The sequence below is a fragment of the Sulfurimonas paralvinellae genome (genome assembly GCF_014905135.1).
Lineage (GTDB): Bacteria > Campylobacterota > Campylobacteria > Campylobacterales > Sulfurimonadaceae > Sulfurimonas > Sulfurimonas paralvinellae.
This window is the reverse complement of record NZ_CP041406.1, coordinates 405074-422300: the sequence shown is the minus strand read 5'-3', so window position 1 is coordinate 422300 and position 17227 is coordinate 405074. Positions and strand designations below refer to the sequence as shown.

General features: G+C 42.8%; 9 protein-coding genes. 1 reads left to right on the top strand and 8 read right to left on the bottom strand.

Annotated elements, in window-relative coordinates:
* Window positions 1-13: 13 nt before the first annotated feature.
* From FM071_RS02265 to FM071_RS02240, 6 genes are all read right to left on the bottom strand, one after another.
* Entirely contained in the window at window positions 14-5515 is a 5502-nt protein-coding gene (locus FM071_RS02265) for a beta strand repeat-containing protein (protein WP_193111418.1), read from the bottom strand.
* 111 nt (window positions 5516-5626) lie between these two features.
* Entirely contained in the window at window positions 5627-6214 is a 588-nt protein-coding gene (locus tag FM071_RS02260; RefSeq protein WP_193111417.1) for a response regulator transcription factor, read from the bottom strand.
* A gap of 3 nt (window positions 6215-6217) precedes the next feature.
* On the bottom strand, window positions 6218-7558 hold the full coding sequence (locus tag FM071_RS02255) for an HlyD family type I secretion periplasmic adaptor subunit (protein ID WP_193111416.1): 1341 nt from the start codon (window positions 7556-7558) through the stop codon (window positions 6218-6220).
* Window positions 7551-9698: a type I secretion system permease/ATPase gene (locus tag FM071_RS02250; RefSeq protein WP_193111415.1), complete on the bottom strand. Its 2148-nt coding sequence runs from the start codon at window positions 9696-9698 to the stop codon at window positions 7551-7553. The genes FM071_RS02255 and FM071_RS02250 overlap by 8 nt, the downstream gene beginning before the upstream one ends.
* A 15-nt stretch (window positions 9699-9713) precedes the next feature.
* On the bottom strand, window positions 9714-10832 hold the full coding sequence (locus FM071_RS02245; protein WP_193111414.1) for an OmpA family protein: 1119 nt from the start codon (window positions 10830-10832) through the stop codon (window positions 9714-9716).
* A 1-nt stretch (window position 10833) separates the two neighbouring features.
* Window positions 10834-12840 carry a TolC family outer membrane protein gene (locus FM071_RS02240; RefSeq protein ID WP_193111413.1) on the bottom strand — a complete coding sequence of 669 codons (2007 nt, stop codon included), beginning with the start codon at window positions 12838-12840 and terminating at the stop codon, window positions 10834-10836.
* Window positions 12841-12987: 147 nt separating this feature from the next.
* Here FM071_RS02240 and FM071_RS02235 point away from each other — a divergent pair, with 147 nt between their 5' ends.
* A complete protein-coding gene (locus FM071_RS02235) occupies window positions 12988-13434 on the top strand; it encodes a hypothetical protein (protein WP_193111412.1) in 447 nt (148 codons plus the stop codon).
* Here the strand turns inward: FM071_RS02235 and FM071_RS02230 are convergent.
* Both FM071_RS02230 and mfd read right to left on the bottom strand, forming a co-directional pair.
* A complete protein-coding gene (locus tag FM071_RS02230; protein WP_193111411.1) occupies window positions 13431-14240 on the bottom strand; it encodes a TIGR00282 family metallophosphoesterase in 810 nt (269 codons plus the stop codon). The genes FM071_RS02235 and FM071_RS02230 overlap by 4 nt on opposite strands.
* On the bottom strand, window positions 14240-17227 hold the full coding sequence (gene mfd / locus FM071_RS02225) for a transcription-repair coupling factor (protein ID WP_193111410.1): 2988 nt from the start codon (window positions 17225-17227) through the stop codon (window positions 14240-14242). The genes FM071_RS02230 and mfd overlap by 1 nt, the downstream gene beginning before the upstream one ends.

Here is a 17227-nt window from a genome sequence, read left to right as displayed (position 1 = left end):
TTTGTGCTGTCTTCTACGAATGGACGTCTACCGGAGTCACTGTTAATGTTAATGGCTCATTTGTATCGGTATCGGCTGGGTTTACATTGGCTGTAGCAGAGGAAGTTTGTCCTGTTGTAGAGGCTGCTGTTACAGTAAAGTCTGGAAGATTGCCACCACCATTGACTACGGCTGCGCCTGCTGCTGTGAGCGTCACTGTTCCAGTAGATGCATCGATGGCATAGTTTGTTGTGTCATCTATTGTGTAGGTGATATCGCCGCCGTCAGGGTCATTTGCAGTGGATGTTGCTACTGTATCGCCTGCGTTTGTGCTGTCTTCTACGAATGGACCGTCTACCGGAGTCACTGTTAATGTTAATGGCTCATTTGTATCGGTATCGGCTGGGTTTACATTGGCTGTAGCAGAGGAAGTTTGTCCTGTTGTAGAGGCTGCTGTTACAGTAAAGTCTGGAAGATTGCCACCACCATTGACTACGGCTGCGCCTGCTGCTGTGAGCGTCACTGTTCCAGTAGATGCATCGATGGCATAGTTTGTTGTGTCATCTATTGTGTAGGTGATATCGCCGCCGTCAGGGTCATTTGCAGTGGATGTTGCTACTGTATCGCCTGCGTTTGTGCTGTCTTCTACGAATGGACCGTCTACCGGAGTCACTGTTAATGTTAATGGCTCATTTGTATCGGTATCGGCTGGGTTTACATTGGCTGTAGCAGAGGAAGTTTGTCCTGTTGTAGAGGCTGCTGTTACAGTAAAGTCTGGAAGATTGCCACCACCATTGACTACGGCTGCGCCTGCTGCTGTGAGCGTCACTGTTCCAGTAGATGCATCGATGGCATAGTTTGTTGTGTCATCTATTGTGTAGGTGATATCGCCGCCGTCAGGGTCATTTGCAGTGGATGTTGCTACTGTATCGCCTGCGTTTGTGCTGTCTTCTACGAATGGACCGTCTACCGGAGTCACTGTTAATGTTAATGGCTCATTTGTATCGGTATCGGCTGGGTTTACATTGGCTGTAGCAGAGGAAGTTTGTCCTGTTGTAGAGGCTGCTGTTACAGTAAAGTCTGGAAGATTGCCACCACCATTGACTACGGCTGCGCCTGCTGCTGTGAGCGTCACTGTTCCAGTAGATGCATCGATGGCATAGTTTGTTGTGTCATCTATTGTGTAGGTGATATCGCCGCCGTCAGGGTCATTTGCAGTGGATGTTGCTACTGTATCGCCTGCGTTTGTGCTGTCTTCTACGAATGGACCGTCTACCGGAGTCACTGTTAATGTTAATGGCTCATTTGTATCGGTATCGGCTGGGTTTACATTGGCTGTAGCAGAGGAAGTTTGTCCTGTTGTAGAGGCTGCTGTTACAGTAAAGTCTGGAAGATTGCCACCACCATTGACTACGGCTGCGCCTGCTGCTGTGAGCGTCACTGTTCCAGTAGATGCATCGATGGCATAGTTTGTTGTGTCATCTATTGTGTAGGTGATATCGCCGCCGTCAGGGTCATTTGCAGTGGATGTTGCTACTGTATCGCCTGCGTTTGTGCTGTCTTCTACGAATGGACCGTCTACCGGAGTCACTGTTAATGTTAATGGCTCATTTGTATCGGTATCGGCTGGGTTTACATTGGCTGTAGCAGAGGAAGTTTGTCCTGTTGTAGAGGCTGCTGTTACAGTAAAGTCTGGAAGATTGCCACCACCATTGACTACGGCTGCGCCTGCTGCTGTGAGCGTCACTGTTCCAGTAGATGCATCGATGGCATAGTTTGTTGTGTCATCTATTGTGTAGGTGATATCGCCGCCGTCAGGGTCATTTGCAGTGGATGTTGCTACTGTATCGCCTGCGTTTGTGCTGTCTTCTACGAATGGACCGTCTACCGGAGTCACTGTTAATGTTAATGGCTCATTTGTATCGGTATCGGCTGGGTTTACATTGGCTGTAGCAGAGGAAGTTTGTCCTGTTGTAGAGGCTGCTGTTACAGTAAAGTCTGGAAGATTGCCACCACCATTGACTACGGCTGCGCCTGCTGCTGTGAGCGTCACTGTTCCAGTAGATGCATCGATGGCATAGTTTGTTGTGTCATCTATTGTGTAGGTGATATCGCCGCCGTCAGGGTCATTTGCAGTGGATGTTGCTACTGTATCGCCTGCGTTTGTGCTGTCTTCTACGAATGGACCGTCTACCGGAGTCACTGTTAATGTTAATGGCTCATTTGTATCGGTATCGGCTGGGTTTACATTGGCTGTAGCAGAGGAAGTTTGTCCTGTTGTAGAGGCTGCTGTTACAGTAAAGTCTGGAAGATTGCCACCACCATTGACTACGGCTGCGCCTGCTGCTGTGAGCGTCACTGTTCCAGTAGATGCATCGATGGCATAGTTTGTTGTGTCATCTATTGTGTAGGTGATATCGCCGCCGTCAGGGTCATTTGCAGTGGATGTTGCTACTGTATCGCCTGCGTTTGTGCTGTCTTCTACGAATGGACCGTCTACCGGAGTCACTGTTAATGTTAATGGCTCATTTGTATCGGTATCGGCTGGGTTTACATTGGCTGTAGCAGAGGAAGTTTGTCCTGTTGTAGAGGCTGCTGTTACAGTAAAGTCTGGAAGATTGCCACCACCATTGACTACGGCTGCGCCTGCTGCTGTGAGCGTCACTGTTCCAGTAGATGCATCGATGGCATAGTTTGTTGTGTCATCTATTGTGTAGGTGATATCGCCGCCGTCAGGGTCATTTGCAGTGGATGTTGCTACTGTATCGCCTGCGTTTGTGCTGTCTTCTACGAATGGACCGTCTACCGGAGTCACTGTTAATGTTAATGGCTCATTTGTATCGGTATCGGCTGGGTTTACATTGGCTGTAGCAGAGGAAGTTTGTCCTGTTGTAGAGGCTGCTGTTACAGTAAAGTCTGGAAGATTGCCACCACCATTGACTACGGCTGCGCCTGCTGCTGTGAGCGTCACTGTTCCAGTAGATGCATCGATGGCATAGTTTGTTGTGTCATCTATTGTGTAGGTGATATCGCCGCCGTCAGGGTCATTTGCAGTGGATGTTGCTACTGTATCGCCTGCGTTTGTGCTGTCTTCTACGAATGGACCGTCTACCGGAGTCACTGTTAATGTTAATGGCTCATTTGTATCGGTATCGGCTGGGTTTACATTGGCTGTAGCAGAGGAAGTTTGTCCTGTTGTAGAGGCTGCTGTTACAGTAAAGTCTGGAAGATTGCCACCACCATTGACTACGGCTGCGCCTGCTGCTGTGAGCGTCACTGTTCCAGTAGATGCATCGATGGCATAGTTTGTTGTGTCATCTATTGTGTAGGTGATATCGCCGCCGTCAGGGTCATTTGCAGTGGATGTTGCTACTGTATCGCCTGCGTTTGTGCTGTCTTCTACGAATGGACCGTCTACCGGAGTCACTGTTAATGTTAATGGCTCATTTGTATCGGTATCGGCTGGGTTTACATTGGCTGTAGCAGAGGAAGTTTGTCCTGTTGTAGAGGCTGCTGTTACAGTAAAGTCTGGAAGATTGCCACCACCATTGACTACGGCTGCGCCTGCTGCTGTGAGCGTCACTGTTCCAGTAGATGCATCGATGGCATAGTTTGTTGTGTCATCTATTGTGTAGGTGATATCGCCGCCGTCAGGGTCATTTGCAGTGGATGTTGCTACTGTATCGCCTGCGTTTGTGCTGTCTTCTACGAATGGACCGTCTACCGGAGTCACTGTTAATGTTAATGGCTCATTTGTATCGGTATCGGCTGGGTTTACATTGGCTGTAGCAGAGGAAGTTTGTCCTGTTGTAGAGGCTGCTGTTACAGTAAAGTCTGGAAGATTGCCACCACCATTGACTACGGCTGCGCCTGCTGCTGTGAGCGTCACTGTTCCAGTAGATGCATCGATGGCATAGTTTGTTGTGTCATCTATTGTGTAGGTGATATCGCCGCCGTCAGGGTCATTTGCAGTGGATGTTGCTACTGTATCGCCTGCGTTTGTGCTGTCTTCTACGAATGGACCGTCTACCGGAGTCACTGTTAATGTTAATGGCTCATTTGTATCGGTATCGGCTGGGTTTACATTGGCTGTAGCAGAGGAAGTTTGTCCTGTTGTAGAGGCTGCTGTTACAGTAAAGTCTGGAAGATTGCCACCACCATTGACTACGGCTGCGCCTGCTGCTGTGAGCGTCACTGTTCCAGTAGATGCATCGATGGCATAGTTTGTTGTGTCATCTATTGTGTAGGTGATATCGCCGCCGTCAGGGTCATTTGCAGTGGATGTTGCTACTGTATCGCCTGCGTTTGTGCTGTCTTCTACGAATGGACCGTCTACCGGAGTCACTGTTAATGTTAATGGCTCATTTGTATCGGTATCGGCTGGGTTTACATTGGCTGTAGCAGAGGAAGTTTGTCCTGTTGTAGAGGCTGCTGTTACAGTAAAGTCTGGAAGATTGCCACCACCATTGACTACGGCTGCGCCTGCTGCTGTGAGCGTCACTGTTCCAGTAGATGCATCGATGGCATAGTTTGTTGTGTCATCTATTGTGTAGGTGATATCGCCGCCGTCAGGGTCATTTGCAGTGGATGTTGCTACTGTATCGCCTGCGTTTGTGCTGTCTTCTACGAATGGACCGTCTACCGGAGTCACTGTTAATGTTAATGGCTCATTTGTATCGGTATCGGCTGGGTTTACATTGGCTGTAGCAGAGGAAGTTTGTCCTGTTGTAGAGGCTGCTGTTACAGTAAAGTCTGGAAGATTGCCACCACCATTGACTACGGCTGCGCCTGCTGCTGTGAGCGTCACTGTTCCAGTAGATGCATCGATGGCATAGTTTGTTGTGTCATCTATTGTGTAGGTGATATCGCCGCCGTCAGGGTCATTTGCAGTGGATGTTGCTACTGTATCGCCTGCGTTTGTGCTGTCTTCTACGAATGGACCGTCTACCGGAGTCACTGTTAATGTTAATGGCTCATTTGTATCGGTATCGGCTGGAGAGGATATACTTTCATCATCTAAAAGCACAGGAGTCCCATCAATATTCACGCCATTATCAGCACTATCAAACTGTACATCTCTAAGCGTACTTTGAACATCAACAAAATCATTATCTCTTGCAGCGAACTGGTCTTCTTGCAGGTGTCCTACGACTGCTTCGCTTCCTGCTGCTGTTTCATCATCGTTGATCGTTCCGTCTTTTTCTTCTTTATCTGTTGCGCCGTCTTCAGCGTATACCCCTGTTTTATCAAGTGCTTTGTCTACACTGTTTGGAGAGATGAATTCGTCTAGATTGTTGCCGTCTTGGATGAGAGAGAGATCGAAAAGCTGTTTTTCAAGACCTGTTAATTCAAGTGCCTGTTCAAGATTAAGCATAGCAATCTTAATGTGAGCATCGGCACTATTACCGTCAGCTCCGTAAACAAGCATATCTTTACTAATTGTATCACCGACATGCAGTTCTTTTACGTTGCCATGCTCATCTTTTGCAAAAAATTTCCCGCTTACTTCTTTTACAGTTGCTATAATTACTTTCATTTTCTCTCTCCTAAAAATTTAGACAAATTTTTGATTGTTATTGATTATAGGGAAAAAGAAGAAAAAAAGATATTGTCCCTAGGGACAGTATGAGTATTTTGTGAATATGAATTATTTTAAAAGAAGAGCTAGACCGATTCTGTCACTGACATTCAATTTTTTGTAAATCCCTTGTGCATGGGCTTTTACCGTTCTTGGCGAGATCTCAAGACGCTCTGCAATCTCATTGTAGGTCAGCCCCTCTTTTAAAAGCAGTGCTGTCTCTCTCTCGCGTGATGTTAACTTTTGTAGCAGTTCCTCATTGGCATCTTGACTCTCAGGAATCTCCAAAATCAGCTGCGAAGTCAATTGGGGATGCAGCCAAACCATACCCTCACGCAAAGCAGCAACTGCGGCAAGAATAAAATGATCCCGCATGAGTGCATTGCCATAACCCATCGCACCGTATTTTAACAATCGTTTTGCTGTGTCAAGTTCTGGCACCCTGTCTAGAACAAGCAGTCGATTCCCTCGCTCACGCAATTCACTTAGCAAAGATTGACACCTATTTTGACAGGCCGCATAATTTACAATGATGATGCTGTTTTCAATATTGTGCAAATCTTCAAGATCATCAATACTCTTATATTGCTCATTTTTTAATGCTTTTTCCCAATGAGAGAGTAGATTTATATTATCACTATAGAGTACAATATCCATCTGTTATCTTTCTGTAAACGTGTACTGTTTTGTTTTTAATATCGGTTTGAGAATATAATCCAAAACACTTTTCTTACCGGTGATAATATCAACAGTTGTCGTCATACCTGGAATAATTTTAAGTTTCTTACCATGTCTGCCGATGTAATTTTTATCGGTTTTAATGCGAACTTCATAAAAGACATTTCCCTCTTCATCTTTAAAGCTGTCTGGAGATATAAGGACAACCTTCCCTTCCAAACCTCCATAAATAGAAAAATCATAAGCGGTAAATTTTACAATGGCACGCTGTCCCAAGTAAATAAAAGCAATGTCTTTTGGTTTAATGTTCACCTTAACAAGCAAGGTTTCATCACTTGGAACAATCTCCATAATATCTTCACCCGGCTTGATAACGCCGCCAACTGTATGAACATAGAGTTTTTGAACAATTCCCTTCATGGGTGACTTGACAATAGTACGCGTTACCTGATCTTCCAAAGCAGTTGATGCTACCTGCAGTCCTTTGAGTTCTGCTACAGCTTCATTCATCTTCGTTTTCGCTTCACTTTGAAAGTTCAGTTTTGTCTCTTTTATATTGCTCTGGACCTCTTTAATGGCCGATTTTAAGCGAGGTATGGACTTTTTAACAGCATCATATTTTGAGGCAATATCATTCGCTTCACGCTGTAGTTTTAAAAAATCTATCTTCGAACGAACCCCTTTTGCCACCATCGGTCTAGTCATTCTTACCTCACGCGATATCATCGAGTATGATGATTCAAGATGGTCTCTTTGTGAATATGCCTCAGCGAGTTCCTGCTTTTTTTGTGCCAGCTTCTCACGGAGAGCATTGAGTTTCGAGTTTAATTGCTGTTTATTGGTATTGTAAAGACTTTTTTCATTGTCAATAAACTGTGCAAGTCTCTTTTTTAAATCTGGAGGTACTATGAACTTCTGTCCTGTAGACTCTGCTTTAAGACGTAAAATCTGTGCTTGTAGTGCTTCTGCCTTTATCTCATTTGAGCTGTATGAAGATACCGACTTTTGATTGTCGATTTTAATAAGCACCTGCCCTTTTTCTACTTCCTGTCCCTCTTGAACCAAAATCTCTTCAACTATTCCCCCTTCAAGATTTTGAATCATCTGATTTTCACCGCTTGGAATCACTTCACCGTTGCCTCTTGCTATCTCATCTATCTTTGCAAAATTTGCCCAGATCAAAAATATTACGATGGCGGCAACCCAGAAATAAAGCACGATGCGTAATCGCGTCGGTGCAACTTCCAGCACAGCCGCACTCAGTGAGTGCATAAATTCATAATCTTTTTTGGAGAGGCTCTTTTTAATCTCTTTTTTAGCCATTGGAAACTCCGCTGAGTTGTTTGACAACTGTCTCTTTTTTATCATCAAGCAGTACTTTGGAATTATGCATCACGATGACACGCTCAACCATATCCAAAAGTCCTAATTTCTGTGTAATTATCACGACTGTCTGATCTTTTAGCTCTACTTTTAGCCTGTCAAGCAGATTTTTTTCTGTCGTTTGATCCATCGAGTTGCTCGGTTCATCCATGACCATAATCGAGCTCTCCTGCATCAATGCACGGGCAATACCGACACTCTGTCGCTGTCCGCCAGAAAGTCCTGCACCTCGTTCACCAATGGGCATATCATACCCCATTGGATGCATTCGTACAAAGTCTTCAACACCGCTTACCTGTGCCGCATAGATGACATCTCCGACATCAGGATGCTGTTCGGAAGAGACGATATTGTCTTTGATGGTTCCTTTAAAGAGATGGACATCCTGCGGTACATAAGAGATAAACCGGCGCAGATCTGCCGGATCTATCTGGGCGATGTCAATATCGTCGATGAGAATTGTTCCGCTTGTCGGTTCATACAGTTTCAAGATCAACTTGGCGATCGTACTTTTCCCCGAACCTATTCGACCGATTATGGCCACTTTTTCACCGGGATTAATGACAAAACTGACATTTGTCAGTGCCGGAACTTCCGTTCCAGGGTAGTTGAAACTGACGTCTTTAAACTCTATTTTTCCCTGAAATTTCGGACGTTCCACAAACTCCTGGCCAGCAGGACGTTCAACCTCACGTGAGATGATTTCGTCGAGCGTATCATAGGCTGTTTTTGCATCGGAATAGTTTGAGATCAGTGCAGCTGCCTGTCCGATAGGAGCAACTGTTCGTGATGTCAAGATGACAATGGCAATGAGCCCGCCCATAGTCAACTCAAACTCTTTGATAAGATATACCCCAAAGACAACGACAAAGACAGTATTTAACTGTACAAAAAGATTTGTTACACTTGGAATGGAAGCAGAAAGCAGACGTGATTTAAGATTTTTCTCGGCAATCTCACCCGTAGATTCTTCCCACTCCCACTGTTTTTTACCATTCATTCGCATCGTTTTGACTGTTTCGATATTTTGCAAGGTTTCTATGAGTATCCCGTTTTTCTTGGCACTTGCCTCATAAGAGGCTTCTATGCTCTCACGCAATGGCTTGCGAATAAGCAATGCATACAGAAGAATCAAAAAGATAGTCACTAAGGGAACAAATACCAGTACACCGCCGATATAGTAGATAACAGCAAGAAAAATAATCGCAAACGGCAGATCGATAACGGCTGTCATGGTTGCTGTAGTAAGAAAAGAACGGACTGACTCAAAATCTTTCAGATTGTTTGCAAAAGAGCCGACTGATGGCGGATGCTGTGACATCTTCAGATCAAGCACTTTTTCAAAAATAATTGAGGACATAATAATGTCACTTTTTTTACCCGCTAATTCCAAAAGATACGAACGGGTGAATTTTAGAAAAAAATCCAGTACATAGACAAGAACTATACCTATGGTAAAGACCATCAAAGTCTCTTCGGCATTGTTTGGAATAACTCTATCATAAACATTCATAGTAAAAAGCGGTGTTGCCAGAACAAAGAGATTGATAAGGAATGATGCTATCAACACATCTCTGTAGATTGGAACAGAGAGCTTTAATGTACTCCAAAACCAATGTTTTTGTTTACGCTGCAGTGTTCGTGAACTCTTTTTGTCATACTCGAACTCTTTTTTTAATATATAGGCAAAACCCAAATATTCTTTTTCGAGATCATGCACACTAACCCATTGTTCAAGACCGTCACCCTCAGGGTAAATAATCTTTGCCTGCGTTTTATCATCATTAAATTTTTCCAATATGCAGGCATTATCATTACTTAGCAGTAAAATAGCCGGCAGATGCAATGAGAGCATATCTTCAATTGAGCGTTTGATAAGTGTTGATTTCAAACCGGCGCGTGCTGCTACGCGGGAAAAAAGTGATTTGGAACTATCTTTGGAGAAAAGTTTTTGAGAATCATGGATAGGAAGCCCTGCTAAAAGAGCCTCTTTCGTAAAGGGCTTATGAAAAAGCTTGGTAAAAAGGACAAAGGTATCAAGTAAAACGTCCTCATGCACCGATATTTTATGTTCGTTCATATGCCACCTGATTTTTTAATGAAAAAGCTTTATCTCTATACGTCTATTTGCTTTTCTTCCCTCTGCGGTTCTGTTTGACTCTATTGGGTCAAGTTCACCGCGTCCTGCTGTCACTATTCTCGATGCATCAATGCCTTCAGCAACAAGTGCTTTTTTAACACTCTTGGCACGCTGTAAAGAGAGCTGCATATTCACAACGGCTTTCCCTATACTGTCCGTATGTCCTGTTATCTTTACTTTATAGCCAGGATTTTTCTTCAAGAACTCTGCAAACTTTTGTATTTCACCATAAGAGTTTTTCAAAATTTTAGCAGAATTACTTTTAAAATGGAGTTTGAGTGTCTGCTTAAGTGGACAGCCAAAAGGATCTACCCTGATTCCCTCCGGTGTATTTTCACATTTATCCTTGTAATCTACAACACCATCATGATCACTGTCAAGCGGACAACCGTGTGAATCTACAAGTACACCCTTAGGCGGGGTATCAGGGCATTTATCTTTATAATCCAGAACGCCATCATGATCACTGTCAATCGGACAGCCGTTCTTATCTACTTTTGATCCTCTTGGCGTACCTGGACATCTGTCATACCTGTCAAAAACACCATCCCTGTCACTGTCTATATCTTCCGGCTTTAATACATATATGCTGAGCATAACCCTATTTGAAAGCGAACCGCTCTCAGGAATTTCATCGGTAAAAGCAGGCAACTGTCCTTCTTTGTCATATATATAAAGAGATGAACGATCAATGCCCTTGTCAATAAGTTTTTTCTCTATTGCTTTAACATAATTTTCACTTCTATTGTCATCATTTTTACTGCTTTCATTGACATACCCAAGATTGTTTTGCATCTTTTGCGGATAATAATCAGCCGCTTTATAAGCATGCCCGACAAGAGTTACTTTGATTTTCGATGATTTTTGCAGCTCTTTGATCTTTACTATAGCAGCATCTAACGTCTCTATTGATTTTTCATCTAAACTGTTTTCATCATTAAAATGCAGCATCTCAAAGCGGATAATTTGCTGAAATTCCTTTTCAAAAAAAGTATCATCAAGCGTATGTGAAACAGATGCATACACAAATGTAGATGTAATCAATCCAATAAAAATATATACTAATCTTTTCATACTACTCTTCCCCAAGAGTCAGTTCTATTTCGACTCTTCTATTTATATATCTACCTTCTGGGGTATTGTTATCAGCGATTGGTTCTTCTTCGCCTCTGCCCTCAGTTGTTATTCTTTCAGGGTCGATTCCCAATTTAACAAGAGCACGTTTTACTGATTCTGCCCTTCTCTTAGAGAGTTGTTTGTTCAGTCCGGCATCACCGCGTGAACTTGTATGCCCTACGATATGGATCTTATACTGCGGATTCTTTTGGGCGAACTCTGCAAAACGTTCAATATTGGCATATGAGTTTTTGTCAATGACATCGCTATAGTAGGCAAAATTGACACCAAGATTCAAAGAAGTGGCACACCCTTTATCATCTACGGTATAGCCTATTGGGGTATTTGGACATTTGTCTTTGTAATCCTTGACACCATCCATATCGACATCGACTGCACAACCATCAGGTGAGACCTTTGCATTTTTCGGCGTGTTTGGACATTTGTCTTTTGAATTGATAACACCGTCACCATCGCTATCACGAGTCATCTTCACGCAGCCGTAAGGCATAATGTTATTTTCCAACAGTGAATTATCACAAAGGTCTTCATCATCAGTTATTTTGTCATTGTCCACATCGTATTTGACAGGAACAGTATCAAGTACCTCATTTGCATCACCGTTTACATAGAGATTTACTCTCGAATCAAACTCTTTTGTATCTCCTACAATAGCAAGAGGAAGCAGTCCCATAGCATCTAAGATCCGGTATTTGGCAAGCAGATAATCATATTCGGCTTTAATAATCTGCGCTCGAGAGTTTATAACATCATTTTGGGATGTCAACAGGTCAAGTAAAGAACGGCGGCCGAGATCATACTCTTCTTTATAAAGTTCAAGCGTTTTTTCTGCAAACTTTTTGTAGTCTCTAAGGTCTTTTAGCTGCAGGCCAATCATTTCATAAGCGTTCCAGGAGAGATCAAGCGCTTCGATAACCTGACGCTTGAGGTCACGTTTTGTCTCGACTTCCTGATTGATTTTACTGACATCTTTTTGTACATTAGCACTGTCCGCACCGCCACGGTAAAGATTATATGAAAGAACAACACGCGCTTTGAATCTGTCATCAGGTCGGTCAAAAAGATTTCTTTTTTCGACATCATTGAAGTTTTGAGAGACTTCAAGATCTACCTTTGGATAGAACTCTTTTTGATGCTGTTTCCAAAGAGCCTGTGCGCCTTTTATGTTATATCGGCTCACTAAAAGAGAGGGATTATGATTAATGGCATACTCAGCAGCTCTTTCAACACTCCTTGGCATTGAAACATTGAGATCGGGTTTTTGCATTTGCGCAACCTGCGGCATACGTCCTAGCATTCTGCGGAAGTTATATTCTTTATCACGTGTGTTGTTTTTTTGAACAGTCAGATTGGAACGCGCAAGTGAGAGTGAAGACTCGATCTTTTTAACTTCCGAATCAGTTGTCAACCCTGAATCGTACAGATCCTTAACCTTTTTAAATATCTCTTCATTTATCTGCACATTTTCACGGGCGGTTTGCAGCAGCTCATACTCACGCAGAACATTAAGGTAAGCATTTGTCATTTTATACGCAACATCATTTGCTTTTTCTATGTAGTTGTAAGCGGCCGCTAAAATTCGTGCCTGCTGATAAGAAACTTTATACGTCGTTCCAAATCCGTCAAAAAGATTCTGAGTCAGCACTAAAGAAGATTCATAGTTACCATACTTCTCATCTAGTACTGTGTGATTCCAGCTGGCATTGCCGCTTTTCAGCATACCCGCTTTTGTATACCCAAGACTCGCTCTAAAATCGATGCTTGGGAGATATTCAGATTCAGCCACATTCAGATCTTGACGTGTTGCTCTGTAGTTTTTCAACCTCTCTTGCACAATCGGATTCGTATCCATCACCTCAACAACACTCTCTTTAAGTGTTAAAGCACTTGCAAATTGCGTTATGATAATAGGAAAAAGACTGATTGTCACTACTCTTTTAAGCACAAACTTCCCTTTTTATAAATTTCTTTTTATTATACCTGAAATTTCCTGTTTGCATATAAAAATATAAATTAACATCTTAAATTTTATCACATTTTTAAAAATTTATATGAAATGTGATATAATTATATTAACATTCAGGAGTTACTTATGTTTATTGCTTCCTATGCAACTTTCATACCAACTGTAGCGACTATAAAACCGAATAATTCTATAAAAGAGAGTTTTTCACACAAAAGTGAACCTGTTTTACTTTCAGAGCAGAAACCTGACAACACGGAAACAAAACTCCAACCAGCGCCACAGCCACTCAGCACTGCTGCCAAATATTCTCTTCTTTGGCAACAAGAACAGAACCCAAATTTACAGGAACTTGAAAAAGTACAAAAAAGGCAAAAGGCGAAAACAGCTTACAAAGAGAGTGTCACCCCTTTCTCATATATGAAAAAACCAAAAGTTCCACTCCAAAATTCTTACTTTGGCTTACATAGTAAATTTCCTAAAGAGACACAGGTGGTTCAGCATACTTTTTTAAAAGAAAAAATGCTCAACACTTACATTGAAAACGACAACTACTACAGAGTAACGGCAGCTTAGTCTTCCAGCCATGCCTCACTTTTCAAAGTCCGTCCATCATCTAAAATCTTCAATTTAAAAGCCGATGTGCATTTCCCCTCTTCTAGCTCCATCACGGCCATCTGCAAAATCTTTTTACATTTCTTTGGAATGTCGAAATGTCCCTTCATTCCTGTTAAGAATTGCTGTAACGGTACCTTTTTATCCATCCCAATGACATTATCACGGCAGCCTGTCAACCCGATATCTGTCATATAAGCAGTTCCAGCAACTATCTGAAAGTCATCAGTTGAGACATGCGTATGCGTACCGATTATACCGCTTACTCTGCCTTCTAAAAGCATCAGCATCGCTCTTTTTTCACTGGTCGCTTCAGCATGAAAATCGACAAATATATTGTAAATTCCATCCTCACGCAAAGCATTTACAGACTCTTCTGCACAACGAAAAGCATTGTCTGTATAAGGCATGCCGTAGTGTCCCATAAGATTGAGTATGGCAAGTTTTTCACCGCAAACATCATATACTTTGCATCCTGTCCCTGCAAGTTCATCAGGATAATTATGTGGGCGCAGCAGCTCATGTGAATCAAAAAGAGGCAAGATATCTTTTTTATCCCAAGAGTGATTACCGCCGGTCATGACATCAACACCATAAGAAAAAAGTTCATTGCAGTTTTTCAGCGTCAGCCCAAAACCGTGTGAAGCATTTTCATAGTTTGCAATGACAAAGTCAATGCCCTCTTGCTCTTTTAATGTCGGCAAATGCTTTTGAAGCATATCTCTACCCGGTTTGCCTACGATATCGCCTATAAAAGCTATTTTCATTACACTGCCTTTGGTTTTGCATTTCTCAGATAGTAAAGTGTTGCTTTGATGATATCATCATCGTCTTTACTATCAGATTTGATTGTCTCTTTTGAGTCATTGAAATAGGTAAACGTGATATTTTGTCCATAATTTCCAATTGATTTGATCTTTTTATCCAAAGCAAGCAGTTTGATGACCATCAACTCCACAAACTGTTTCGTCGGCATATCAAGCTCACCAAATCTATCAATCAACTCCTCTTCTATCTCATATATCTCAACGACTTCTTCGCACTGGGAAAGTCGTCTGTAGACATCAAGTCTGAGTCTGTCCTCATGCACTACCTCATCGGAGATATATGCCGAGATCGTCAGTTTGATATCAACCTTGATACGCTCACTCTCTTTCGTGTTACTAAGCTCTTTTATGGCATCTTCGAGCATTTTAAGGTAAAGCGAATACCCTATGTTCTTAATATGACCGCTCTGTGCATCACCGACAAGATTACCGCCGCCTCGGATCTCAAGGTCATGATGAGCAAGTACAGAACCTGAACCTAAAAAGGAGTTCGACTCTAACGCTAAAAGACGTTTTTTTGCCTCATCGGTAAGAGTTTCTCTGTTTTGTACGATAAAGTAGGCAAATCCTTCAACATGACCACGACCAACACGCCCACGTAGCTGATGCAGGTCAGCGATCCCAAATCTGTCCGCACCATCAACGATGATGGTATTGACACGCGGCATATGAATCCCACTCTCTATGATACTTGTCGCGATCATCACATCATACTCACCCGCTTCAAATCTCAACAGCTCTTTTTCAGTCTCCACGGCAGAGATCTTCGAATGCAGCATAAGTATTCTCAGATCAGGAAGCAAGGCCTTTAGTTCACCCATTTTTATCGGCATATGATCGATGGAGTTATGTACATAAAAGACCTGCCCGCCGCGGCGAAGCTCACGCAGGATAACCTCTTTGATAAGCTTTTCATCGTACTCTTTAACAAAGGTACGCACCCCTTGACGCTCACTTGGCGGCGTGAGCAGCTGTGACATGGTTTTGATGGAACTCAGCGCCTGATTGAGTGAACGTGGAATCGGTGTTGCCGACATGGAAAGCAGGTGAACATTATGATAGAGCTCTTTTATCTTCTCTTTTTGCTTCACTCCAAACTTGTGCTCTTCATCTATGATAACAACACCGAGCTTTTTAAACTCCAGCCCAAAAAGTGTATGCGTACCGACAACACAGTCTATCTCACCGCTTGCAAGCCCTTTTATGATGGCATTTTTCTCTTTGGCAGTTACAAATCTGTCCAGTTTTGCATAACGAATGCCAAGTTCGCTGAAACGCTCATCCAGACTTCTAAAGTGCTGTGCAGAGAGAAGTGTCGTCGGAACGATAAAAGCGGACTGATAGCCCGATTTATATGCGGCATAGATTGTATTGAGTGCTATCTCCGTCTTTCCAAAACCGACATCACCGCTGAGCAGCCTGTCCATGATATGCCCCGAACTCATCTGTGTGAGTATCTCGTTGACTGAGAGTGTCTGATCATCGGTATAATCAAATCCGGAGAGTGCCTGAAACTCCTGCACTTCTTTTTTACTAAGAGAGATCTTAGGTGCTTTGATAAGCGCGCGTGCCGCAGCCGTGTTAACAATCTGACCGGCAATTTCCAAAAGACGTTTACGGACTTTTGCTTTTAATTTTCCAAAACTTCCTTTTCCAAGTCTATCAAGAACAGGCACACTGCCGCCTCCGGCTATGTAACGATCAATGTAGTCTAGATTTTCAACCGGAAGCAGTATTTTGTCATCTCCGACATACTTGATGACAATGAAATCTTTTACACCACCGAGTATCTCAGTCTGCTCGATTTTCTCAAAGATACCCACACCATAATCTTCATGAACGACATAATCTCCGGTTTTAAGGTCATCCAGCAGTATTGAACTTTTTCTGCGTCTTCGCTTCTTTGATGGCTTGTTGAGTGAGATAACAAGCTCATCATCGGTGATAATATTTAAAATATAGGGCGCTTCAACGACATTAATATTTGTCGTATCATAGATTCCCGCCTGTTTCACCGTCGCTTTATTGGCTGCGATAAGCGTGATCTTTTTCTCTTTGTGAACTTTTATCAACTGCTCAACATTGGCAACAACCAGCTCTTTCACACTCTCATTCTCAGGCAGTATATCAAGTTCAAATGCCTCACGTGAGATCTGCGGGTTATTGATAGCATAGGCATCGACAAGAGCATTATCGAGACTGCGTGAAAGCAGCGCTTTTTTACCATCTAAAAAATTCTCCGCCATCGCATCAAGATGCCAAAAACCAAGCGAAGCAATATCACGTGAGAGTGCATCGAACGCACTTGCCTCTATTCGTTTGTTGAGTTCATTGTAACTTGCTTCATCGAGTGCGAAAAAAGCACTCGTTATCTTGACACTCTCAAGTTCTTCACCCAGTGTTCTCTGCGTATCGAGGTCAAATGCTTTGATCTGTTCTATCTCTGTATCGAAAAGTGAGATCCTGACAGGATTTTTAGATGACGGCACAAAGATATCAATAATATCGCCGCGATGTGAAATCTCACCGGCAACCTGCACCATATCGACAAAGGTGTACCCCCAAAAGAGCATCTTTTCCTTAAAGGCGGCAAGATCTATTTCTGTACCGAATTCCAAAGTCATTTCACTCATAAGCTCAGGTTTCGGCAGAGGGAAAAGAAGTGTTTTCAAAGGCGAGATAACAAGCGGTTTTTTCTTTGATGAATGGTACTCACGCAAAGCATGTAAAAGCTCATGCAGTTCTTCTTTATAAGAGCGCAGATCATCCCCGTATGATGGACGAAAATCAGGGAAGACAACAACATCTTTGTTAAAGAACTTTACTACATTTTGCAGTTCATCAGCTTCTTTGGAGTCCTCGCAGACAAGAACATCTATTGCCTCGTGAGAATTTTTTAAATAATTATAAAGTGCAGCTTGAGACAT

Excerpts from the sequence above, each read along its gene's own strand:
- FM071_RS02245 (WP_193111414.1), bottom strand. The coding sequence starts at position 10,832 with ATGAAAAGATTAGTATATATTTTTATTGGATTGATTACATCTACATTT.
- FM071_RS02255 (WP_193111416.1), bottom strand. The coding sequence starts at position 7,558 with ATGGCTAAAAAAGAGATTAAAAAGAGCCTCTCCAAAAAAGATTATGAA.
- FM071_RS02250 (WP_193111415.1), bottom strand. The coding sequence starts at position 9,698 with ATGAACGAACATAAAATATCGGTGCATGAGGACGTTTTACTTGATACC.
- mfd (WP_193111410.1), bottom strand. The coding sequence starts at position 17,227 with ATGTCTCAAGCTGCACTTTATAATTATTTAAAAAATTCTCACGAGGCA.
- FM071_RS02230 (WP_193111411.1), bottom strand. The coding sequence starts at position 14,240 with ATGAAAATAGCTTTTATAGGCGATATCGTAGGCAAACCGGGTAGAGAT.
- FM071_RS02260 (WP_193111417.1), bottom strand. The coding sequence starts at position 6,214 with ATGGATATTGTACTCTATAGTGATAATATAAATCTACTCTCTCATTGG.
- FM071_RS02265 (WP_193111418.1), bottom strand. The coding sequence starts at position 5,515 with ATGAAAGTAATTATAGCAACTGTAAAAGAAGTAAGCGGGAAATTTTTT.
- FM071_RS02235 (WP_193111412.1), top strand. The coding sequence starts at position 12,988 with ATGTTTATTGCTTCCTATGCAACTTTCATACCAACTGTAGCGACTATA.